Here is a 22,538-nt window from a genome sequence, read left to right as displayed (position 1 = left end):
CCGTTTCTCTCTTTTCCTTGACACTACGACTGGGTGAGCGCCATCCGCCACTCAGGCGGCGGCTTTGCGTACCGCCCGTTCGGTGAGCACCACCGCCAGATGGCGACGATAGTCGGGACGGGCGTGCAGGTCGGTGGGGGGTTCGGTGTCGTTGGCCGCGGTCGAGGCGGCCTCGCGCAGCTCGCCGTTCCCGTTGGCCACCGGCACGCCGGGCAGCCGCCGCTCGACGGAGAAGGCCCGCACCGGGGTGGAGCCCATGTTGGTCAGCGCCACCCGGCCCTCGGAGATCGTCCCATTCTCCCGCTTCACGGCCGCCGCGACACCGACGATCGCCCAGGCCTGCGCGGTCCGGTGGAACTTCTCGTAGTGGAAGCCCCAGCCGGCCCCCAGCTTGGGGACCTTCGCGCCGAGCAGGATCTCGCCGGGACCCAGCGCCGTCTCCAGGTAGTCGACGAAGAACTCCGACGCCGGGAGGGCCCGCGTCCCCTCCGCGGAGAGGATCGTGAACTCCATGTCCAGCGCGAGCGCCACCGCGGGCAGGTCCCCGGCCGGATCGGCGTGCGCCATCGACCCGCCGAACGTGCCGCGGTGCCGTACCGCGGGGTCGGCCACCTGGGCGGTGGCCAGCGCCACCAGCGGGCACTGTTCCTGCACGACCGCCGATTTGACCACCTCGTCGTGGGTGGTCATGGCGGCGATGAAGACGTGGTCGGCCTCGTCCCTGACGCCGCGCAGCTCGTCGATCCTGCCGAGGTCGATCAGCGCGGCCGGGTAGGCCAGCCGCAACCGCAGCAGCGGCAGCAGCGACTGCCCTCCGGCCAGCAGCTTGACGTCGTCTCCTGCCGCGTTCCGCAGGATCTGGGCGGCTTCCTCCACCGTGGACGGCCGGACGTACTCGAAACTCGCCGGGATCATGAGGTCCCTCCCTGGATCGCCCGCCACACGCGTTCCGGCGTGCACGGCATGGCCACGTCGCGGATGCCGTACGGGCTGAGCGCGTCCACGAGGGCGTTGACCACGGCCGGGGTGGACGCGATGGTGCCCGCCTCGCCGACGCCCTTCACTCCCAGCGGGTTGGAGGTGGCCGGGGTGACCGTACGGGCGGTGGTGAAGTCCGGCAGATCGGCGGCCGACGGGATCAGGTAGTCGGCCATGGTGGTGGTGAGCAGGTTGCCGTCGGCGTCGTACACGGCCTCCTCGTAGAGCGCCTGCGCGATGCCCTGGGCGATGCCGCCGTGCACCTGGCCCTCCACGATCAGCGGGTTGATCACGTTGCCGATGTCGTCCACCGCCACATACGAGCGGATCTTCGACTCGCCGGTCTCGGTGTCCACCTCGATCGCGCACAGGTGGGTGCCGTGCGGGAAGGAGAACGCCTCCGGGTCGAAGGTGCTGCCCGCGTCGAGCTGCGGCTCGAAGCCCTCCGGCAGGTCGTGCGCGGCGAAGGTGGCCAGCGCGATCTCCTGGATGGTCTTGGCGGCCTCGGTGCCGCGCACCCGGAACGCGCCGTCGGTGAACTCCAGGTCTTCGGGCGCGCATTCCAGCAGGTGTGCCGCCACCTGCTTGGCGTTCTCCTTGACCTTCTCGCAGGCCTGCAGCACGGCGATGCCGCCCACCACCAGCGAGCGGGAGCCGTAGGTGTCCATACCGCGCGGCGAGGAGGCGGTGTCGCCGTGGATCACGGCCACGTCCTCGAACGGCACGCCGAGCGAGTCGGCCACGATCTGCGACCAGGCCGTCTCGTGGCCCTGGCCGTGCGGGCTGGTGCCGGTGACCACCTCGACCTTGCCGGTGGGCAACATCCGGATCGTGGCGTGCTCCCAGCCGCCCGCGGCGTACCGCAGGCTGCCCAGCACCCGGGACGGGGCAAGACCGCACATCTCGGTGTACGTGGAGACGCCGATCCCCAGCTGCACCGGGTCGTTGCGGTCCCGGCGGTCGGCCTGCTCGGCGCGCAGCTTGTCGTATCCGAACAGTGCCATCGCCCGGTCGGTCGCGGCCTCGTAGTTGCCGGAGTCGTAGGTCAGGCCGCCGGCCGTCGCGTACGGGAACTCCTCGTGCTTGATCCAGTTGCGTCGCCGGATCTCCAGCGGGTCCACGCCGATCTCGTGCGCCAGCTCGTCCATGGCGCGTTCGATCGCGTACGTGGCCTCCGGCCGCCCGGCGCCCCGGTAGGCGTCGGTGGGCATCTTGGTGGTGAAAACGCCGGTGCAGGTGAAGTCGTAGGCGTCCATCTTGTACACGCCCGTGTACATGAATGCGCCCAGCAGTGGAATGCCCGGCGTGACCAGCATCAGGTAGGCGCCCATGTCGGCCAGCAGGTCCACCTTGACGCCGCGCAGCACGCCGTCGGCCGAGGCGGCCAGGCTGATCCGCTGGATCTGGTCGCGGCCGTGGTGCACGGTGAGGTTGCCCTCCGAGCGGGACTCGGTCCACTTGACCGCTCTACCGAGCCGCTTGGCGATCAGCAGCGTCAGCACCTCCTCGGCGGTGACCTGCAGCTTCGAACCGAAACCGCCGCCCACGTCCGGGGCGATCACGCGGATCTTGTGCTCGGGGATGCCCGTGGTGGCGGCCAGCATGACCCGCAGGATGTGCGGGATCTGGGTGGCGCTGTGCACGATGAAGCTGTCGCCGTCGCTCTGCGCCACCACCGCGCGCGGCTCCATCGCGGACGGGATCAGCCGCTGCTGCACGTAGGTGCGCTCGATGATCACCGGCGCGTCCCGGAACGCGGCGTCCGCGTCACCGGTGCCGAACTTCCAGGTGAACGACTTGTTGCCGCCCTCGTGGACGGGCGTAGCCCCCTCGGCCAGCGCCTCGTTCATGTCCAGCACGGCGGGCAGCGGCTCGTAGTCGATCTCGATCGCGTCCAGCGCGTCCGCGGCCTTGTACCGGTCGGTGGCGATCACGCAGGCCACGGCCTCGCCGACATAGCGCACCGTGCTGGTGGCCATCGGCGGGTGGTCGGGGATCACGATGTCCTCGGTCACCGGCCAGGCGCACGGCAGGCTGCCCTGCTCGTCGCCGAAATCCTGGCCGCTGAAGACCGCGACCACGCCGGGCTGGCTCTTGGCGGCCGAGACGTCCACCCGGGTGATTCGCGCGTGCGCCATCGGGCTGCGCAGGAAGGCCACGTGCAGCATGCCGGGCAGCTGGATGTTGTCGGTCCACTGGGTGCGCCCGGTGATCAGGCGCGCGTCCTCCTTGCGGCGGCGGGCCCGGCCGATCTCGGCTTCCGTCGTGCTCATGGCGTGGCTCCCATCTCCTGGGCGCCTTTGCGTACGGCTCTGACGATGTTGGAGTAACCCGTGCAGCGGCAGAGGTTGCCCTCAAGGCCCGACCGGATCTCGTCCTCGGATGGGTCGGGATTGTCCTGGATCAGGTCGATGGAGGCCATGATCATGCCCGGCGTACAGTAGCCGCACTGCAGGGCGTGCTCCTCGTGGAAGGCGCGCTGCATCGGGTGCAGGGTGCCGTGCTCGGCCAGACCCTCGATGGTGAGGATGTCGGAGCCGTCCGCCTGGACGGCGAGCACCGAACAGCTTTTCACGCTCCGGCCGTCCATCAGGACCGTGCAGGCCCCGCAGTTGCTGGTGTCACAGCCGATCGGGGTGCCGGTTCGCCCCAGCCGGTCTCGTAGGAAATGGACGAGGAGCAGCCGTGGCTCGACCTCTTCCTCGTATTTGGTGCCGTCGACGGTGACGGTTATCCGAGACATACTGCCTCCGCACCACAAGTGATAAAGGACACTTGTGAACGTACGCCCGTGAGTGTCGCGGTCAACCCTCCATGCCGCGCCTAGCCGATCACATGACCAAACGCGTGCCTTACCGCTTACGTATGGCTTTGCTGAGAATGCCGATGAAACCGGCGAAACCCAGGCCGATCAGCAGGATGGGCACCATGAGCACCGGATCCGGGCTCGGCGGGATCAGGTAGCGGATGCCGAACCCGATGAACAGCAGGCCGCAGAGCAGGGCGAGCCAGTCGGTCCGGTGCACCCGGCGCTGCGGCTTGTCAATTTCAACTGGCTGCGGCGGCGAGGCCCACACATTGGTCTCCTCGCCGGGATCCTTAGGCGGCACGGCGCACCTCCACGTCGCCGACCCCCGCCTTGACGTGCAGCTCGATCGTGGAGGCGTCGCCGTCGACCGGGGGAACCTCCGGCTCCAGGACCCGGTTGACGGTCACGTCCGCGCCGTTGTCCACCTTGTGGTCGATCTTGATATCGCCGAGCCGGGTGTAGGCGAACACCTCCACCCGCGCGGTCGCCGGCAGCAACACGATCAGCTGCCCGACCGAGATGGTGGCGTCGAACCTGGTCCTGCCGCCCGGCGCCAGCTTGAGATCGCTCAGATCCAGCCGGCCCTCCCCGATGCCCACCGTGTACGTCCGGCTCGCCTGCGTGATGTCCACCGGATGCCAGCTGTAACTGCCGACCTTCCGCGGGATGCCGCTCACACTCGATCCGGCGACCAGCACCAGCGACACGATCGTGCCCGCCGCGACCAGGGCCGCGCCCCGGCCGAACCAGGTGGCCACGAGCAGGCCCGCGCCGATCGTGACCAGAACGGCCCCGCCGACGACCGGCAGACTGATCGAACCGGTCCCGGACTGCTGGACCGCGACCATGATCCCTCCAACGATGAGAGCCAGGCAGATGGTGAGTCCGCCGATGAATGACTTGGGCCGCTTCTGCTTGACCTTCGGCGGCCTCGGCTGGACCCGCTCCGGCATTTTCGGTGCGTACGGCCCGCGCGGGGCGAACGGCTCTCCCGCGTTGTACGGCCGGGGAGTGGGTCGCGGGGCCGTCGGGGGAGCGGCTTGCGGGGCGGTCTGGGGGGCTGCCGGAGGGGCGAACGTGGCGCTGCGGGCTTCGCGCGCCAGGTCGGACAATCTCCGGTAACCGCCTGTCTGGCGTGGTGCGACGTATGGGGGCGGGGAGCCGTACGGGCCGGGCGAGGGAGGCATCGCGGGCTCCGGCATCGCGTACGGCGAGGGGGCGAACGGGCGGGCGAAGGCGCTTTCCGGGGCGCGGGTCATGCCGCGGCGGCCGGTCATGCGTTCCGGGATGGACCTGGCCATGGCCAGCAGATCGATGCCGCGCGCGTGGGCGGCCAGCAGCGCGATCGCCAGCAGCGTGCCGACCACGATGGTCCCCCGGCCGATCCCGCCGGAGGCCACATTGATGATCAGCCCAAACGCGAACACCGCCGTGAGCAGCGCGAGCACCGTCTCCGCATCGAAGATCCGCCGCGTCCACTGCTCCATGTAGCCCGGACGCCCATCAGGCTCACGCATCAACAAGAACGCCGCGATATACAGAAAAATCCCAATACCCGACCCGAGCACCAACACCGCGAACCCGACCCGAAACAAAACCGGATCCATCCCGGAAAACCGCCCAAGCCCCGCACATACCCCCGTCAACATCCGCCCATCACGACTCCGCTGCAAGAACCGCGGCGCCTCCATGGCCCCACCAACCTGCGAGCCCGATTCCGCACCGGACCCACCGACAGGCTGCGAGACCGATTCGTCGGCAGAGTTCCCGTCGGGTCCCTGGGCGGGTTGGGAGACCGATCCGTCGGCGGAGTGCGCGTTGGGTCCGTGGGCGGGCCGGGAGGCCGATTTCGTGGCGGATCCACCGACAGGCTGGGAGGCCGATTCGTTGGCGGAGTTCGCGTCAGCCTCATGGGTGGGCTGGGAGCTCGATTCCGTGATGGATTCGCCGATAGGCCGCGAGACCGATTCCGTGGCGGATGCTGCGCCAGATCCCCCGGCTGGCGGCGCAGCCGAGTCCGCGGCGGAGCCCGCGATGGACTCTGCGCCGGACACCCCCTCTTCACCCACGCCGGTGTCGGTGTCAGGCGTTGCAGTGTGGGGTGTGGCGATATGTGGGGTCGCCGCGTTCGGGTCTTTTGGGTTCGGCCCGGACGAGGGTGCTTCGGTCATGGTCCCATCGTGGCCGTTGCGGGTGGGTTGCTGCCATCGGGGGAACCCCTGAACTCGGTCTCAGGGACGTGCCCTGATGCATACTCTGGTGCGAGATGTGACGATGCAGAGGCGATGTCTGAGATTCCTGACGCCACACCGGCGTTTCCCAAGCTGACCAGGCCCATGTCCGGGCGTGTGGTGGCGGGAGTCGCGCAGGGGGCGGCCGACCAGTTACGGCTGGACCCCGTTGTGCTGCGGCTCGCCTTCGTGCTGCTCACCGTCCTGGACGGCCTGGGCATCGTGGCGTACGCCGCCCTCTGGATGTTCACCCCCCGAGAGCCCTCCGAACGCGTGGACCGGGGCCGCGACTGGGGACAGGTGGCCGCCTACGGCCTGGTCGCCTTCGTGCTGGCCACCATCGGCCTGCTCAGCGGAGCCGCGGCGGGCGGCGTCGCCACCTGGCCGATCGCGATCGGCGGCATCGGCTCCCTGATCCTCTGGCAGCAGGCCGACCCCGCCAGCCGCCAGCGCTGGATGAACAGCACCGTCGGCCAGGTCCGGCAAACCTGGGTGCGCGCGGGTGTCGGCCTGCTGCTGGTCGTGGTCGGCGCGATCGGCTTCCTGGTCGCCCAGGACCAGCTCGCCCAGGCCAGCACCGGCCTGATGTTCACCGCGGTCGTGGTCGGCGGCATCGGCCTGATCGCCGCGCCCTGGCTGGCCAGCCTGTGGAAGGAGCTCCAGCGGGAGCGCACCGAGCGCATCAGGCAGGAGGAGCGGGCCGAGGTGGCCGCGCACGTGCACGACTCGGTGCTGCACACCCTCACCCTGATCCAGCGCAACGCCAACGACCCGCGCGAGGTCACCCGGCTGGCCCGTTCCCAGGAACGCGAGCTGCGCAACTGGCTCTACCAGCCCAAACAGGACGCCGACGCGACGCTCGCGGCGGCGGTCCGGCGGGTGGCGGCCGAGGAGGAGGACGCGCACGGCGTGCCCATCGAGATCGTCTGCGTCGGCGACTGCGAACTCGACGAAAGCCTCTCGGCCTTGCTCCACGCCGCCAGGCAGGCGATGGTGAACGCGGCGAAATATTCTGAATCCCCGGTCGTGTCGGTCTACCTGGAGATCGAACCCGACGAGGTGACGTTGTTCGTCAGGGACCGCGGCAAGGGCTTCACCCTCGACGATGTGCCGGAGGATCGGATGGGCATCCGCCAGTCCATCATCGGCCGGATGGAACGCAACGGCGGAAGCGCCCGGGTGAAGACCGCGCCCGGCGAAGGCACGGAGATCATGCTGACGATGAAGAGGACCTCATGAAGACCGTACGTGTGCTGATCGTGGACGACCACCGGCTGTTCCGGTCCGGGGTGCGCGCCGAGCTGGGGCCGTCCATCCAGGTCGTCGGCGAGGCCGAGGACGTGGAGACGGCCGTGCGTACGATCGCCGAACTCGAACCCGACGTCGTCCTGCTGGACGTGCACATGCCGGGCGGCGGCGGCCAGGAGGTGCTCCGGCGGGTGCTCGGGGCGGGGTCCCAGGTGCGTTTCCTCGCGCTGTCGGTCTCCGACGCGGCCGAGGACGTCATCGGCGTGATCCGCGGCGGCGCCCGCGGCTACGTGACCAAGACGATCAACGGCACCGAGCTGACCGACGCGATCAACCGGGTGGCCGAGGGCGACGCGGTCTTCTCACCCCGGCTGGCCGGGTTCGTGCTGGACGCCTTCGCCTCCACGGAGGCCCCGCCGATCGACCCCGAGCTCGACTCGCTGACCACCCGCGAGCGCGAGGTGCTCCGGCTGATCGCGCGCGGGTACGCGTACAAGGAGATCGCCAAAGAGCTGTTCATCTCGGTGAAGACGGTCGAGACGCACGTGTCGTCGGTGCTGCGCAAGCTCCAGCTCTCCAACCGGCACGAACTCTCTCGCTGGGCCACCGCCCGTCGCCTGGTCTGATCCGGCCGCGCGTGCGACGCTTACCAGGTGGGACGTGACGTACCTGCCATAACGTTCAGCCGGGAAGACCGCCGGATATATCGCGACAAGATTCGGCGGTCGCTGGACGTGCTCGCCCAGATGTTGCGGGAGTCGCGGTTCGAGGCCGACCGGCCGCTGGCAGGCTTGGAGATCGAGCTCAACCTGGTCGACGAGCGCGGCGAGCCCGCGATGAAGAACGCCGAGGTGCTCGCCGCGATCGCGGAACCCGACTGGGCGACCGAACTCGGCCAGTTCAACGTCGAGATAAACGTGGCGCCCCAGGACCTCTCCGAGGACGGGCTCTTCGCCCTCGAACAGTCGGTTCGCGACAAGCTCAACCACGCCGAGGAGCGAGCCGGAACCGTCGGCGGCCATATGGTCCTGGTCGGAATCCTCCCGACCCTCCGCGAATCAGACGTCAACGAGGCGACGCTCTCCGCCAACCCCCGCTACAAACTGCTCAACGAGCAGATCTTCGCCGCCCGGGGCGAGGACCTGCACATCGACATCGAAGGCGTCGAACACCTCGACACCTACGCCGACAGCATCACCCCCGAAGCCGCCTGCACGAGCGTGCAACTCCACCTGCAGGTCACCCCGCCCGCCTTCGCCGCCCACTGGAACGCCGCCCAGGCCATCGCCGGCGCCCAGGTCGCGGTGGCCGCCAACTCCCCGTTCCTGTTCGGCAAGGAACTCTGGCGCGAAACCCGCATCAGCCTCTTCGAACAGGCCACCGACACCCGGCCGGAAGAACTCAAAGCCCAGGGCGTACGCCCCCGAGTGTGGTTCGGGGAACGCTGGATCACCTCAGTTTTCGACCTGTTCGAGGAGAACGTTCGTTACTTCCCGGCATTGTTGCCCATGTGCGAGGACGAGGACCCCCGCGAGGTCCTCGACAGCGGCGGCACGCCCACCATGGGCGAACTCTCCCTCCACAACGGCACCGTCTACCGCTGGAACCGCCCCGTCTACGCCGTCGCCGACGGCCTCCCGCACATCCGCGTCGAGAACCGCGTCCTGCCCGCCGGCCCCACCGTCGTCGACATCGCCGCCAACGCCGCCTTCTACTACGGCCTGATGCGCGTCCTCCCCTACGCGGAACGCCCGGTCTGGACGCAGATGTCCTTCGCCGCCGCCGAAGACAACCTCCGCACCGCCGCCCGCCACGGCCTGGACGCCCGCCTCTACTGGCCCGGCCTGGGCGAAGTCCCCGCCTCCGAACTCATCCTCCGCCGCCTGCTCCCCCTGGCACACGAGGGCCTCGACAAATGGGGCGTTGCCCCCGCCTACCGCGACCGCCTCCTCGGCATCATCGAACAACGCTGCCTCACCCACACCACCGGCGCCACCTGGCAATCCCAAACCTTCCACACCCTCGGCGCCGACCACGAAGCCCTCCGCCAAATGACCCTCCACTACACCACCCACATGCACACCAACGAACCCGTCCACACCTGGCCTGTGTAACGTGTCGCCCGCTATTCACGGGCGGCGGTGATACGCACCAACGAACCCGTGCGCACCCGGCCTATGTAACCGGTCGGCTCGCTATTGGGTGGTTGGCGGAGAAGCATGCCAACGAGCCCGTCCGCACTTGGCCCACGTACTCGTCGGTCTGTTACGCGGTGGTGATGGAGATGTCGTCATTTTGGCTGATTTGACGGGCGTGTTCGGGCCACGATTAAGGGGTGTTCGCTCGAAGAGTTGCTGCTGTCATCGTCGCGGCGTGTGCTGTTCTGCCAGTCTCCGCATGCGGAGCCGTCACCGGGGCCGATTCGCCGGGGTCGGCGAACCGGGCCGAGACCTGGACCGCGCCCGCGTCAGGCGAGGCCGATCCCAGCGCGGGATCGGAATCCGACACCTCCAGTGACCCCAACGCGGCGGGTGCGTCCTCGGGATGCGATGAGGCCGGTGACACATTCGCCAGCGACGTCCGGCTGGCCCGCTGCCTGACCGAGAACTTCTGGGTCCGCCAGTTCCAGGCGAGCGGGGGAACCTACGAGCCCGTCCGGGATTTCGTCCCCTACAACGGTACTGACGGTCCCACCTGCGGTGGCGAGCCTTCCGTCCCAAACAACGCGTTCTACTGCTCCGACGGACACTTCATCGCCTTCGACGCGAACTGGCTGCAAGGCCTATACCAGCAACTCGGCGACGCCGCCGTATACGTCGTGATCCCTCACGAATTCGGCCACGCCGTCCAAGCCCAACTCGTCCAGAATTTCAACTTCAGCAAAGAACGCGAACTCCAAGCCGACTGCTACGCCGGCGGCACCCTCGGCGCCCTCATCCAAGCCCAGCAACTCAAAGCCGACCCCGGCGACGATTCCGAAGTCATGAACAACTTGATAGCCGCCGGCGACCCCACCGACGCCTGGTGGGAACCCGGCGCCCACGGCACCGCCGAACAACGCATCTCCGCCTTCGTCAACGGCTACCAACAAGGCGTCTCCGCCTGCTGACCCCATCACGCGCCTACCCCTCACCACGGGCTGACCCCTCCACCACGCGCCAACCTCCACGACCTGCTGACTGACGCTGAGTCGGTTGCGTGCTGCTCACGCGGTGGCGCGGAGCCGTCCTTGATGCGTACCGGGCTGACGCGGAGTCAGTTGTGGGATTGCTCGCTCGTTCCTACGACAATGCCTTTCCTGACGCCTGACCTGTGATCACTGCACCGGGCTAACGTCGTGGATATGGCGGGAGGAAGTTCGATGGCGGGAATGAAGGCTGTTGCGGTGTGCTGCGGGGTGCTGGCTGGCGCGAACGTGATGAACAACGTCGTTGCCAAGCGTTGGGCCCCGGCGACATCGGCGTTGGCCACGGGGGCGCTTCTGGGGATTGCGCTCCGGGAAGGGGTGCGGGGTGAAGAACTCGGGTTCGAACGCTGGAAGGAAGGTGCGGCGCTGGGCGGCGGGCTGGCGGTAGCAGTCGCCGTCACCTATGCGGCTGGAATCGGCCTGCCTCGAACGCGGTCCTTGTTCCGGGACGAACGTGCGCTCGCCCTTTCTCGTAGTCGTCTCCTGGAGGAGGCCCTGCTTCAGGTCCCGGTCGGCACGGTCATGCTGGAGGAAATCGCCTTCCGAGGCGTTCTCCCCGCTCTGCTGTCCCGTATGACACGAGCGAGAACAGCGGCTGCCATCTCATCCGCCCTTTTCGGCCTCTGGCACATTCTCCCCGCCCTCGATATGGCCCGCGCCAACCCTTCTCTCACCCGCCTGGCCGGAGCAGGCCTCGATCCAACCCCCGACCTCAGCCCATCCGATGCAGATCGAGGACCACACGCCTCACGCGCGGAGGGGAAGGAGGACCGGACGCACATGCCAAATGCAGTCCACGCCTCCAGGGACCAGGGCGAGGGGCAGGTCCCGAGTGCGGTCAATGTGGACGGGGAAGAGGGCGCTGGGCAGATCCCGAGCACGGCCGATGAGGGAAAGAGCAAGGCCGATCTCGCGCGCTTGGTCATCGGAACAGTAGTTGCCACATCCATGGTCGGGGGCCTCTTCTTGGGGCTGCGACGAAGAGGCGGGCTGTTGGCGCCCGCGTTGGTCCACATCGCTACGAACTCATTCGGATACGCGGCAGCCCGGCTTGCCCGGCGCATCGATGCCCGGTCGGAGTCCTAGACAGCGCGCGCACCGTTTTACGGCAGGGCTGTAGACACTTGTGCGCGCTGGCTCCGCCTGGCGGCGAATTGGCCTGGGCGGAACGCTGCTTCATTCAGTCGATGGCCCTCGTCGTATCACCGGTCACTTTCGCCGAGGCCGCGATCGATCCACAGTGAGCGCACTGGGGAGCTACGGGCGGATGGCGGTGGTGAAGCGGAGGTGCATGGTGTAGGTGAGGGTGCCGTTGGGGGTGGTTAGGGAGTGGAGGCCTTGGGTGAAGGTGTGGTGGGCCTCGGGGAGGGTGGATTGGGGGATGGATTCCATCATGCCGCGCATGCCGGCTGACCAGAGCCAGGACCAGTAGTGCTCGGGGGTGGGGAAGAGGATCTCCTGGAGGTGGTCGGTGCATTCGATGGCGGTGAAGTCTTTGAGGAGGTCGTGGAGGGAGGCGACGGTGCGGAGGCGTTCGGAGGGGGTGGGCTGGTCGGTGGAGGTGGCCGGGGGTGGGGGGAGGTAGGGGGTGAGGAGGTTGCGCAGGGTGGCTTGGAGGGCTTTGTCTTCTTCGCGGTCTTCGGCGAAGGTGGCTAGGGCTAGGCGTCCGCCGGGGCGGAGGACGCGGGCGATCTCGGCGGCCGCTTGGGGCATGTCGGGGACGAAGAAGAGGACCAGGCCGCTCTGGACCGCGTCGAAGGAGGCGTCGGGGAAGTCGAGGGATTCGGCGTCGCCGATGGTGACCCGGGCGTTGCTCACGCCTCTTCGTTGGATGTCGCGGCCGGCCTCGCGGACCATGCCGGGCGCCAGGTCGATGCCGTGCACGAAACCTTCGGGTCCGACACGTTCGGCCGCCGGGAACAGGCTCGCGCCCCGGCCGCAGCCGACGTCGAGCACGCGCTCGCCGGGTTGCGCGTGCTGCGCGAGCCGCACCCCCACAGGACCGAAGAAGTCCACCCCGACCTGCTCATAATCGGGCGCCGCACGGTCGAAGACCCCCGCGAGATACGCCTTCGCCTCTTCACTCACGCCGCGACCCTACGCCTCCGCACCGACATTTCCCGGCCCATCCGGCCGGACCTCAGCCGGTCGGCACCACCTGGAACGCCTCCGCGAACGATCCGTCGGGCAGGCCCGCCTGATTCGCGTTGTTTGCCAGGAATGTCCTCACCATCTTCTCCAGGTCGGGCATGTGACCGGTCTGGGTCTCATGGGCCCGGAGGGCGGCGAGTTTGCGGTCGACCGTGGTCGTGATGTCCACATAGTGGTTCGGTGACGGTGAGCCGATCAGCCACACCTCGCGGACGGTCCAAGCCCCCAGGCCCTCGTCGTTGAGGAGCTCGGGGAACGCGTACGGATTGCGGGCGTCCGGATACACCGCGTCCAGGGTCGCGCCGCCGACCGCGCGATGGTCGGGGTGGCTGGGGCCGATCCGGGCGTAGTTGCGTTCGGGGGTGGAGGTGATGACGAGGTCGGGCCGTACCTGGCGGATGACGCGGGCGATGTCGCGGCGCAGGGCCAGGGTGGGTTCGAGCATTCCGTCCGGGTAGCCGAGGTTGCGGACGTCGGTGACGCCCACCTGCTTGGCCGCCGCGACCTGCTCGGCGTGCCGGATCTCGGCCATGTGCTCGGCGCCTACCGTACGGTCGAAACCGCCCGCGTCGCCGGACGTGGCCAGCAGATACACCACCTCCACGCCGCGATCGACGAAGGCCGCGATCGTCCCGGCACCGCCGAAGTCGATGTCATCCGGGTGCGCGGTGACGACCAGAACCTTGCCGATGTCCGCTGGATCCAACACGGGCGTTTCCTCCTTGAGTCTCCAGCGCCAACTCGCCAGGCCCGGCGGTAATTCCTTCTCATGCCGGTACGGCTCCCGCCACGCGGGCGGAAGCCGTACCAGGAGGAAAGGGGTCTAGCAGTCGCGGATGACGACGCCGTTGTTGTCCTTGGCCTCGTCGTTGCCCCAGCGGGTCAGGTAGTAGGCGGAGACGTACTGGTTCTGCCAGGGGCTGCCGCTGTCCAGGTCGGTCTTCAGCCACCAGTGGTTGTAGGCGCTGCCGACCTGCACGATCGGGCCCCAGACCTTGCAGAACACGTAGTTGGTGCCCGCGTTCAGGGTGCCCGTGCGGGTGCCGCCGGGCGTGGAGTAGCCGGGGGCGGCGGCGAAGGTGTCGACGTAGTACTTGGCCGGCGGGGGCGGGGGCTGGGTGCCGCCGCAGCTGTTCACGTTGCGGTAGGTCTGGTTGTTGGCGGTGCCGTAGGTGGCGCCGTTGAACACCTGGGAGACCCGCTCGGTGCCCGCCGCGCCCCAGCTGGCCACGCCGTCGCCGTTGCTGTCGAAGGCCTGCTCGAAGTGCAGGTGCGGGTGGTTGTTGGAAGTCGGCCCGGTTCGCCCGACGGCGCCGATGACCTGGCCCTTGGAGACGACTGCGCCGACGCCGACGGCCCGCGACTGGAGGTGGATGCCGGTGGTGAACCAGCCGCCGCCGTGGTCGATCTGGATCATGTTGCCGGCGTTGGAGTGGAAGAACGACTGCACGACCCGGCCGCCGGCGGCGGCCACGAACGGCGCGCCCTCGGTGCCGACCTGGTTGGGCTCCTTCACCATGTCCAGGGCGGGGGAGTGCGCCCAGGTGTCGAGGCGCCACTGCTGGCCGCAGGGGAAGGGCAGCTGGAAGTCGGGGCGGGCGGTCATGGCGACCTTGGCGCTGGCGGAGGCTGCCGTGTGGGTGGCGATGGGCAGTGCCGCCGCGGCCAGAGTGAGCGCGAGCAGGACGGACCGGCCGAATGCCGGGCGGCGGAGCAGGGAGAGAGCTGACATCGGGATTCTTTCCTTCCAGATTAATTCAACAAAGCGTGAATTTTTGCGGGCGTGACTGGTACGAGAGGTGGTGCTGGGGAGGGGTTCAGCAGTAGGGGAGGCTCATGGAGACCAAGTCCCAGTTGTCGACATAGAGGGCGGGGATGAAGACGCGGCCCGCGCCGAGGTCGGTCATGACCCACCGATTGCTGACATAGCCGCCCAGGATGACGGTGGCGCCCGTGGTCTGGCAGTAGCCGAGGTGTGAGCCCCGCTTGACGATGCCGACCGGGCGGCATGTGGGGGTGTCGTTCAGGCAGGGGCGGGGGCGTCCGGGTGCGTCGGCGTACGTGGTGACGTACGGGCCGGGTAGGGCTTGAGCGGCCGAGGGGAGCATGGCCGCCGCGCAGAAGGTGATCGCCGCGATGAGCACGAGCCGGGCGGTTGTACGCATCGAGTCCTCCTCGTGACTCGTCGGGGTGTTGACCGAAATCAAGCACGCGGTGGGCGGCGGACGTCAGGGGGTAACCGCCCAGAACCGTTCTGAACGGCGTTCTCCCAGGTGAGGGGGTTGGTTCAGAATCGGTTGATTCTGGGTTGCGCGCCCGGCATGATGACCGTGCCGAAACGGAGGTCCCATGGCCGTCAGTGACGATCCGCCTCCGCCCACCCCGGAGGGCGCGGCCGGCTGGCCCGAGTTCACCGAGAAACTCCGCGAATTACACGCGTGGTGCGGTCGCCCCAAATACGCGACCTTGTCGAAGAACTCCGGCCTCGCGCCGTCGGCGATTTCCAACCTGATCGGCCGCAACCCGCTCAGCCGCCCGCCGGAAGCCGCGACCCTGCGCTTCGTCGAGGCCTGCCTGACCCACGGCGGACGCTCCCCGAAGACGGTCCAGGACCAGACCCGCCGCTGGCACGCGGCCTGGTCCGCCCTGGCCAACCAGGAAACCTCTCCTACCCCTGCTCCTCGCCCGGTACGGCAACGCCAGCCCATCGGCGTGGTCGTGATCGCCGTCGCCTTCGGATTGGCGGGCGCGCTCTGGGGATTGACCCGATCCTCCGCCGAGGTGCCTTTCGTCAACACCGCCGCGCCGCCCGGGGACGCGGTGCCCCGATGCGCGCCCACCTCGACGACGATTACCGACGCCCGGCAGGGACAGATCTGGAGCGGCCTGTACGAATGCCCGAACACCCCGGGCGCGGACGTGTACGAATTCCCGCGCGCCGGGGTGATCGTCGGCCAGTTGGAGTCCAATCCGAGCTGGTTCGTGTGCTGGGCCAAGGGCGAACGGCATCAGGGCGGAAACGACATTTGGTACTACACCCAGGGCGATCATTCGGCTGGGAAGCGAGAGCTGGAGGCGTGGGGATATGTCCCGGGGTTCATGCTGGACACCGACCTCGATCCCGATCCCGGCCTTACCCGCCAATGCGGCTTCATCGAAGGGGTTCGGGGGGAGTCTTCCGCTGGGGCGCAGCGAGTTGTCGGTCGGCGGCAATAACCTAGGGGAGTGTCGAGCCTCGTAACCCACCCCTTGCTAGACGGCCTCAATCCCCAGCAGCGGGAGGCCGTGGTTCATCAGGGCGGGCCCCTGCTGATCGTCGCGGGGGCCGGGTCGGGGAAGACGCGTGTGCTCACGCATCGCATCGCGCATCTGCTGGCGGAGCGGCACGTGCATCCGGGGGAGATCCTGGCGATCACCTTCACCAACAAGGCCGCCAAGGAGATGAAGGACCGGGTCGACAAGCTGGTCGGGCCGCGGTCCAAGGCGATGTGGGTGATGACGTTCCACAGCGCGTGCGTGCGGATCCTGCGGCGGGAGGCCAAGCGGCTGGACCTGCCGTCCAGTTTCTCGATCTACGACCAGGCCGACTCGCAGCGGCTGATGGCGATGGTGTGCCGGGAACTCGACCTCGATCCGAAGAAGTATCCGCCGCGGTCGTTCTCGGCGCAGGTGAGCAACCTCAAGAACGAGCTGGTCGATTACGACACGGCGGCGGACAAGGCGCAGACGCATCTGGAGAAGCAGATCGCGGAGGCGTACAAGCTGTATCAGCGGCGGCTCGTCGAGGCCGGGGCGATGGACTTCGACGATCTGATCATGAACACGGTGGCGTTGTTCCAGCTGTTCCCGGATGTGGCCGAGCATTACCGGCGGCGGTTCCGGCATGTCATGGTGGACGAGTATCAGGACACCAACCACGCGCAGTACACGCTGGTCAAAGAGCTGGTGGGGACGCGGACCACGGATGTGGACGGGGAGCCGGTGGAGCCCGCCGAACTGGTCGTGGTCGGGGACGCGGATCAGTCGATCTACGCGTTCCGGGGGGCCACGATCCGGAACATCCTGGAGTTCGAGCGGGACTACCCGCTGGCCAAGACGATCCTGCTGGAGCAGAACTACCGGTCGACGCAGACGATTCTGAACGCCGCGAATGCGGTGATCTCCCGGAACGCCAGTCGTAAGCCCAAGAATCTCTGGTCGGATCAGGGTGCCGGGCCCAAGATCGTGGCGTATGTGGCGGACAACGAGCACGATGAGGCGATGTTCGTCGCGCAGGAGGTCGATCGGCTGCACGACGAGGAGGAGATCACGCCGGGGCAGGTGGCGGTGTTCTACCGGACCAACTCCGCGTCCCGGGTGTTCGAGGAGATCTTCATCAGGACCGGGCTGCCGTACAAGGTGGTCGGGGGGGTTCGGTTCTACGAGCGTAAAGAGGTCAAGGATCTGCTGGCGTACCTGCGGGTGCTGGCGAATCCCGGCGATACCGTGTCGTTGCGGCGCATTCTCAATGTGCCCAAGCGGGGGATCGGGGATCGGGCCGAGGCGACCATCGAGGCGTTCGCGGGGCGGGAGCGGATCAGCTTCTGGGAGGCGCTGCGCCGGGCCGGCGAGGCGCCCGCGCTGGCCACCCGGTCGCTGAACGCGATCAAGGAGTTCATCGTCATGCTCGACGACCTGCGGGCGAAGGAGCTGCCGCTCTCCGATCTGGCCGAAGAGGTGCTCGCCGGGACCGGCTACCGGACCGAGCTGGAGACCTCGGGCGATCCGCAGGATGAGAGCCGGCTGGAAAACTTGAACGAGCTCATCTCCGTTGCCGCCGAGTTCGAGGGGGCCAATCCGGAGGGCACGCTGGTCGACTTCCTGGAGCAGGTCTCGCTGGTCGCCGACGCCGACCAGATCCCCGAAGGCGAGGACCACGGCGGCGTGGTCACCCTGATGACCCTGCACACGGCCAAGGGCCTGGAGTTCCCGGTCGTCTTCCTGACCGCGCTGGAGGACGGCGTCTTCCCGCACATGCGCTCCCTGAGCGACCCGAAGGAACTCGAAGAGGAACGCCGGCTCGCCTACGTCGGCATCACCCGAGCCGAACAGCGCCTCTACCTCTCCCGCGCGGCCGTCCGGACCTCTTGGGGCGCCCCCTCCTTCAACCCCGCCTCCCGTTTCCTCGGCGAAGTCCCCCAAGACTTGATCGACTGGCGCAACGACCCCAAGAAGAACGCCTGGCGCGCCGCCACCGCCCGCACCTCCCCCGCCAAACCCTCCGACCGCAACATCCCCAACCTCAACCCCGGCGACCGCGTCACCCACGACTCCTTCGGCCTCGGCACCGTCATCTCCATCGAGGGCAAGGACGGCAAAACCAGCGCCAAAATCGACTTCGGCTCTTCAGGCCAGAAGACACTGATCCTCGCGTACGCCAAGCTTGAGAAGTTGTAGGGGATTGGGGCATGCGGTAGGGGTGGGGGGATGCGGTCGCGGGGATCAACCCCGCGCCTGCGCTCACGGCCGCGCTCGCTGGCGGGTTCGAGGACGAGAAATTCTCCCATGCCATTACAACGCCCGCGTCGGCGGTGAGTTCGGAATCACCTCCATCGGCACCGGACGAAGGGCAGCGGCAACGGCCTGACCTGGGACGATACCCACGGGTGCCGCCAGAGGGGTAACCAGATGCCACCAACCGGCCCCTGTGGACAACTCGGCGGCACAGCGGCCACCCGATTCCGTCAAGGCCGAGCGGCCCAGGCACTCTGGCCGCCTACCGCCCGGCGATCCGCAGCGCCGGGGACTCGCCGTTCGCTGGCACCGGCCAGGCGTGTGGCGAAAGTCAGCCGAGTCACCGAGTTTCGCGCGGCGAACAGGTCCAGCTTGCTTCCGTCGGTCGCTCGCAGGACCGGGTTCTCATAGCACGGACCGGAGTACCGGGCCGACTCGGTGTATCCCGGACGTCTGCCCGCCCGACGACGGCATAGATCGTATTGGCCGATTGCTGAGGGCGCTCATGGCTCCCAGGGCCGCCCGACTGCCATCCATGCGGGGCAGCGCCCTAGCGTCGACGCGGCCTCCACAAGTCCGGTGCTGACGGAATCCGCCTTTCCCGTTACTGAAAAGGATCTTTACTTAAATCGTCGGACATGCGGCGATTACTCCGTTTTGCAAACATACGTTCGAAAGGCCGGAATTGGACACATCACGAAGAAAGCCGAGCCCAACCACCCGAACGCGCCGTCACGCCGCCCTGGTCGCGGCTCTGACACTGCCCCTGTCGCTGATGAGCGCCCCTGCCATCGCCCAGAACCCCACGTCAGCCACCCCTCCGTCGCCAAGCATGGCGGATCTCGCCTCCGGAAAGCTCTCCACCACGGTCGCACCTCCTTCCACGGGGAGCCATACCGTTGACAAGGTCCTGGAAGAGGCCAAAGCGAAGGCCAAGAAGCTGGGCAAGCGTGTCGAGGTTCCCTCACGCTTCAGCGAGAACATGAAGGTGTGGGCCAACATAGACGGCAAAACGCTCCACGCCGAACTTCACACCTCACCTATCCATCTTGAGGTGGAGGGCGAGAACGGCAAGAAGACCTGGAAGGCGATCGACACGACGATCGTCGAACAGGCGGACGGCACGTACGCGGCCACGTTCGTCAAGACGCCGCTGACGTTTGGCGGCAAGGGCGCCACGACCGTTGTCACTGCGGACGGAGCCGAGGGTAAGGCGGTCGTCGGCTGGGGGAAGAAGCTGCCTGCGCCGACCGTGGACGGTGGCAAGATCATCTACCATGACGCGGTCGCGAAGGGTGCGGACCTGGTCGTCAAAGCCCTGCCCGACGGGTTCATCCAGGAGGTCGTGCTACGGGAGCGCCCGACAGCCCCGATGACATTGACGATGCCGGTGACGCCACCGAAAGGCATGACGTACGGCACTGCGGCTGACGGCAGCACACCGCAGCTGAAGTCCGCCCGGGTGCGGCGAAGAGTGCGCCGCTGACGGTCCAGGCCGTGGACGCGGTCGCGGCCGAGTCATTCGACGCCGGGCGGACCGCAAAGGTTCCGGTCGCCGTCCAGAAGACGGCGTCGGGCACCAAGTCTTGTACTCAGGCCGGACCAGACCTTCCTGTCTCGCGCCGACGTGACCTACCCGGTGACGTTGTCCATGGACAGCATTGATTTGGGCGCGGGTCTGGCCGGTGACACCTTTGTCGCCAAGAACACCCCCTCGACCAACTACTCCAACGGCTACCTGCGGGTCGGCACCACCTCCACGAGCGCGGACGTCGCCCGTGTCTACGTCAAGTTCATCACGGAAGGCACCGATCTCGAGGGCGCGACCATCGACAACGCCGACTACATGCTCTGGAACTACCGGTCCGGCGGCGCTGGGACGATGAACACCAACTGCGGGGACATCGGCAGCGGCGTCGTCACCCGCAGAGTGACCTCGCAGATGACCATCAACACGATGACCTGGGGTAGCGGCCAGCCCAGCTACACGACGGACGGCCAGGTCGGTGAGACGTACGGCTACAGCGACACGGCGGGCTGTCCCGGTGCGGGTGAGTTGGTCTACTCGATTGAGGACATCGTGCGGGGGTGGGTGGATGGTACCCCCAACCACGGCTTGGTGATGATGGCCCCCTCGGAGAGCGCCGTGATCAACTGGCGGCAGTACCGCTCCCAGGAGACCGGCACGCACGACCGGGAGCCCAACCACGAGCCGATTCTCTTCATCGAGTACGAGCCCGCCGACCTGGAGTTCATGTCGTACACCACCGACAAGGATCTACCAGATAACCACACGTACGAGGAGGGCATGGCGGAAGCTGCTGCCATGGCACCGCCGAGCGTTGCTGACACCACACCCGAGCAGGAAGCGGCGTATGCCAGAGAGAGTGGCCTGACGGTCTCCGCTGATCTCAATCAGATCACGGAGTTCGCACCCGATGGCGTCGATCCGAACACGGGCACGAGCGAACCGATGCCGACGCCCACAGAGGAAGCCATACCCGTGGTGGGCAACCTGTCGGTTAATCCTTCCAGCCCGGCACCGGACGGTTCGATCACCACACCTTCGATAACGCCGGAACTTCGCGCGTTGCCCATTGACGAGCAGGGCAGGTCGATGAGCGTCGACTTCGAAGTCGAGCATGACCCTGCCGTCCCCGAGCAGGGCACTGGGCAGATTTGGGCCGGACAGGTGACCGGTGTCGGCAGCGAAGTGTGGGCCGCCCTCACCGTCCCGGCTGGCGAACTGACTCTGGGCTGGCGTGTGCGGTGGCGCGCGAGAGCCACTGCCGGCACCAGCGTCGGCGACTGGTCAGGCTGGCAACCACTCTCGGTCGCGGGCCCAGCACCTTCGCCGAGTCCTTCGCCGAGTCCTTCGCCTGTCCCTGGCCTGGTATCGGCGTACGCGATGGACGAGGGCGCCGGGTCGACGGTCACGGACAGTTCGGGATCGAATAACAACGGGGTCGCGGTCGCCACGGCGTGGACGGCTGGTAAGTACGGTGGCGCGCTATCGTTCAACGGCTCGTCGAGCGTCGTCAACATCGCCGATTCCGCGTCGCTGAGACTGACCACGGGGATGACTCTCGAGGCATGGGTACGGCCCAACTCGGTCAGCGGCTACCGGACCGTGATCATGAAGGACCACGTGGAGGGATCGGCCTACGGGCTCTACTCCAGCGGCGACGGTCCCCCCAGTGCCTGGCTACGCCAGCAGGGCGCCGATAACCACACCATCGCATCGGGCTCCTCGCCGATCGGGCTGAACACCTGGACCCACCTGGCCGCCACCTATGACGGAAGTACGGCCAAGCTGTATGTAAACGGCCAACTCGCCGGCCAGACAAGCGAATCCGGTAGCCTCGATTCAGTCGGCTTGCCTATGCATCTGGGCAGCAACACATTCTGGCAGGAATACTTCAGCGGTCTGATCGACGAAGTGCGCGTTTACAACCGGGCCCTCACTGCGCCAGAGATTCAGGCGGACATGGCAACGCCCATCAGCACGCCCCCGCCGGGCGGTTTGTCGGCCAGCCCCATAGCCCCGCAGCGCCCCGCGACGGGGCGGATCGCCTCGGCGACGGCTTCCAACCCGTACACACCCGATCCGATCCATCAGGCAAGTGATTGCTGGTCGTATCAAGCCGCGAAACGGGAATATGGATTCGTGAAGAACCGCTTCGCCTGGTGCAAGTTTGGGCATGGCTATGCTTCAGCGGGGCCGCGCGGCCGGTATACCGATCAGATCAAATTCCGCTACACGGTGATCGGATACACCTTCCAGGGGAGTAGGGAAATTCGCCTCCGCCTTGTGATAGACGACTTCAAAGTGATCCGTGGAACGCAATTCAATTCCGGTATCCTGAATCCGACTCTCGGCTTCGGCCTCTCTGTCTCTTCCAAATGTCAGCGGCGCTCGGCCGCCGACCCCGATCCGGCCGTGGGCGTGGCGAATCCGCTAAGCACGTGGCGCGCGTCGAGTAACAACGAGATTGAATTCTGGCTCACTGCACCACAAAGTCAGCCCGGCGTGTCAGGACCGGACTGGGTAAGCAACTGTGAGATCCAGCCCTGGTACGACGCGCAGAACACCAACCCCCTCTACACGGACATCACGCCCGGTAAGTATTCGCTCGCGCTGCCCTGGGTCAAGTACGGCATCCGCTGCGACACCGCGCGGAAGATGTCGCCGTTCAACGGGTGCGTGTTCTCCAGGGTGCTGCCCTTCCTGCGATTCTCGCTGGCACAGGCCGAGGTCAGACCGGAGCAGTGGCTCGTGGAGTCATGGGAACACTTCAACGACGCCATCTACCACAGGGCTGAATGCGTTCTCACATCGTGAGACCGAGAGCGATCAGTGGGTGTTCGAAGTTGTCGCGTGCCCATCGGGTTCCATCGGCGATGTTGGTGAAGTTGAGCAGGCGTAACGCGCCAATCGCGT

The 22,538-nt window shown here is 67.4% G+C and carries 18 protein-coding genes; 9 read left to right on the top strand and 9 right to left on the bottom strand.

Going from position 1 to position 22,538, the window contains the following annotated elements; translation table 11 throughout:
- Positions 1-51 precede the first annotated feature (51 nt).
- The 5 genes from ABGB08_RS45710 to ABGB08_RS45690 form a co-directional block, all read right to left on the bottom strand.
- Complete coding sequence (locus ABGB08_RS45710) at positions 52-915, bottom strand: xanthine dehydrogenase family protein subunit M (RefSeq protein WP_347604055.1); 864 nt, start codon at positions 913-915, stop codon at positions 52-54.
- Entirely contained in the window at positions 912-3,251 is a 2,340-nt protein-coding gene (locus tag ABGB08_RS45705; protein WP_347604053.1) for a xanthine dehydrogenase family protein molybdopterin-binding subunit, read from the bottom strand. Before ABGB08_RS45705 ends, ABGB08_RS45710 begins: the two co-directional genes overlap by 4 nt.
- Positions 3,248-3,721, bottom strand: coding sequence for a (2Fe-2S)-binding protein (locus ABGB08_RS45700; protein ID WP_347604051.1), 474 nt, complete (start codon positions 3,719-3,721; stop codon positions 3,248-3,250). Before ABGB08_RS45700 ends, ABGB08_RS45705 begins: the two co-directional genes overlap by 4 nt.
- Positions 3,722-3,830: 109 nt before the next feature.
- Positions 3,831-4,088 (bottom strand): hypothetical protein, encoded by a 258-nt coding sequence (locus tag ABGB08_RS45695; protein WP_347604049.1) that lies wholly within the window; start codon positions 4,086-4,088, stop codon positions 3,831-3,833.
- A complete protein-coding gene (locus ABGB08_RS45690; RefSeq protein WP_347604047.1) occupies positions 4,078-5,304 on the bottom strand; it encodes a hypothetical protein in 1,227 nt (408 codons plus the stop codon). Before ABGB08_RS45690 ends, ABGB08_RS45695 begins: the two co-directional genes overlap by 11 nt.
- Before the next feature lie 768 nt (positions 5,305-6,072).
- On the opposite strand from ABGB08_RS45690, the gene ABGB08_RS45685 reads away from it, so the two are divergent.
- The 5 genes from ABGB08_RS45685 (at position 6,073) to ABGB08_RS45665 (ending at position 11,539) form a co-directional block, all read left to right on the top strand.
- Entirely contained in the window at positions 6,073-7,257 is a 1,185-nt protein-coding gene (locus ABGB08_RS45685) for a PspC domain-containing protein (protein ID WP_347604045.1), read from the top strand.
- Positions 7,254-7,892 carry a response regulator transcription factor gene (locus tag ABGB08_RS45680; protein WP_347604043.1) on the top strand — a complete coding sequence of 213 codons (639 nt, stop codon included), beginning with the start codon at positions 7,254-7,256 and terminating at the stop codon, positions 7,890-7,892. Before ABGB08_RS45685 ends, ABGB08_RS45680 begins: the two co-directional genes overlap by 4 nt.
- 27 nt (positions 7,893-7,919) lie before the next feature.
- A complete protein-coding gene (locus tag ABGB08_RS45675) occupies positions 7,920-9,380 on the top strand; it encodes a glutamate--cysteine ligase (RefSeq protein WP_347604041.1) in 1,461 nt (486 codons plus the stop codon).
- Between the two features lie 221 nt (positions 9,381-9,601).
- Positions 9,602-10,375, top strand: coding sequence for a neutral zinc metallopeptidase (locus tag ABGB08_RS45670; protein ID WP_347604039.1), 774 nt, complete (start codon positions 9,602-9,604; stop codon positions 10,373-10,375).
- Between the two features lie 252 nt (positions 10,376-10,627).
- On the top strand, positions 10,628-11,539 hold the full coding sequence (locus tag ABGB08_RS45665) for a CPBP family intramembrane glutamic endopeptidase (RefSeq protein ID WP_347604037.1): 912 nt from the start codon (positions 10,628-10,630) through the stop codon (positions 11,537-11,539).
- Between the two features lie 171 nt (positions 11,540-11,710).
- On the opposite strand, the gene ABGB08_RS45660 is transcribed toward ABGB08_RS45665, so the two are convergent.
- The 4 genes from ABGB08_RS45660 to ABGB08_RS45645 form a co-directional block, all read right to left on the bottom strand.
- Positions 11,711-12,541 (bottom strand): methyltransferase domain-containing protein, encoded by an 831-nt coding sequence (locus ABGB08_RS45660; protein WP_347604035.1) that lies wholly within the window; start codon positions 12,539-12,541, stop codon positions 11,711-11,713.
- Positions 12,542-12,593: 52 nt separating this feature from the next.
- The gene (locus ABGB08_RS45655; protein ID WP_347604033.1) at positions 12,594-13,313 is read right to left on the bottom strand and encodes a PIG-L deacetylase family protein; all 720 of its coding nucleotides are present in this window, start codon (positions 13,311-13,313) and stop codon (positions 12,594-12,596) included.
- Positions 13,314-13,427: 114 nt separating this feature from the next.
- Positions 13,428-14,336: a M23 family metallopeptidase gene (locus tag ABGB08_RS45650; RefSeq protein WP_347604031.1), complete on the bottom strand. Its 909-nt coding sequence runs from the start codon at positions 14,334-14,336 to the stop codon at positions 13,428-13,430.
- A gap of 85 nt (positions 14,337-14,421) precedes the next feature.
- Complete coding sequence (locus ABGB08_RS45645; protein WP_347604029.1) at positions 14,422-14,769, bottom strand: hypothetical protein; 348 nt, start codon at positions 14,767-14,769, stop codon at positions 14,422-14,424.
- Between the two features lie 184 nt (positions 14,770-14,953).
- Here ABGB08_RS45645 and ABGB08_RS45640 point away from each other — a divergent pair, with 184 nt between their 5' ends.
- From ABGB08_RS45640 to ABGB08_RS45625, 4 genes are all read left to right on the top strand, one after another.
- Positions 14,954-15,820, top strand: coding sequence for a hypothetical protein (locus ABGB08_RS45640; protein ID WP_347604027.1), 867 nt, complete (start codon positions 14,954-14,956; stop codon positions 15,818-15,820).
- Positions 15,821-15,829: 9 nt separating this feature from the next.
- The gene (gene pcrA / locus ABGB08_RS45635; RefSeq protein WP_347604025.1) at positions 15,830-18,040 is read left to right on the top strand and encodes a DNA helicase PcrA; all 2,211 of its coding nucleotides are present in this window, start codon (positions 15,830-15,832) and stop codon (positions 18,038-18,040) included.
- An 832-nt stretch (positions 18,041-18,872) separates the two neighbouring features.
- The gene (locus ABGB08_RS45630) at positions 18,873-19,583 is read left to right on the top strand and encodes a hypothetical protein (protein WP_347604023.1); all 711 of its coding nucleotides are present in this window, start codon (positions 18,873-18,875) and stop codon (positions 19,581-19,583) included.
- 141 nt (positions 19,584-19,724) lie between these two features.
- Positions 19,725-22,439: a LamG-like jellyroll fold domain-containing protein gene (locus tag ABGB08_RS45625; RefSeq protein ID WP_347604021.1), complete on the top strand. Its 2,715-nt coding sequence runs from the start codon at positions 19,725-19,727 to the stop codon at positions 22,437-22,439.
- The last annotated feature ends 99 nt before the right edge of the window (positions 22,440-22,538 follow it).

The organism is Acrocarpospora sp. B8E8, assembly GCF_039871605.1.
Lineage (GTDB): Bacteria > Actinomycetota > Actinomycetes > Streptosporangiales > Streptosporangiaceae > Acrocarpospora > Acrocarpospora macrocephala.
This window is presented reverse-complemented; position numbering and strand designations above follow the sequence as displayed.

Coding starts and splice junctions, on each gene's coding strand:
- ABGB08_RS45710 (WP_347604055.1), bottom strand. CDS start 915: ATGATCCCGGCGAGTTTCGAGTACGTCCGGCCGTCCACGGTGGAGGAA.
- ABGB08_RS45705 (WP_347604053.1), bottom strand. CDS start 3,251: ATGAGCACGACGGAAGCCGAGATCGGCCGGGCCCGCCGCCGCAAGGAG.
- ABGB08_RS45700 (WP_347604051.1), bottom strand. CDS start 3,721: ATGTCTCGGATAACCGTCACCGTCGACGGCACCAAATACGAGGAAGAG.
- ABGB08_RS45690 (WP_347604047.1), bottom strand. CDS start 5,304: ATGCGTGAGCCTGATGGGCGTCCGGGCTACATGGAGCAGTGGACGCGG.
- ABGB08_RS45685 (WP_347604045.1), top strand. CDS start 6,073: ATGTCTGAGATTCCTGACGCCACACCGGCGTTTCCCAAGCTGACCAGG.
- ABGB08_RS45680 (WP_347604043.1), top strand. CDS start 7,254: ATGAAGACCGTACGTGTGCTGATCGTGGACGACCACCGGCTGTTCCGG.
- ABGB08_RS45665 (WP_347604037.1), top strand. CDS start 10,628: ATGGCGGGAATGAAGGCTGTTGCGGTGTGCTGCGGGGTGCTGGCTGGC.
- ABGB08_RS45650 (WP_347604031.1), bottom strand. CDS start 14,336: ATGTCAGCTCTCTCCCTGCTCCGCCGCCCGGCATTCGGCCGGTCCGTC.
- ABGB08_RS45645 (WP_347604029.1), bottom strand. CDS start 14,769: ATGCGTACAACCGCCCGGCTCGTGCTCATCGCGGCGATCACCTTCTGC.
- ABGB08_RS45640 (WP_347604027.1), top strand. CDS start 14,954: ATGGCCGTCAGTGACGATCCGCCTCCGCCCACCCCGGAGGGCGCGGCC.
- ABGB08_RS45630 (WP_347604023.1), top strand. CDS start 18,873: ATGAGCGCCCCTGCCATCGCCCAGAACCCCACGTCAGCCACCCCTCCG.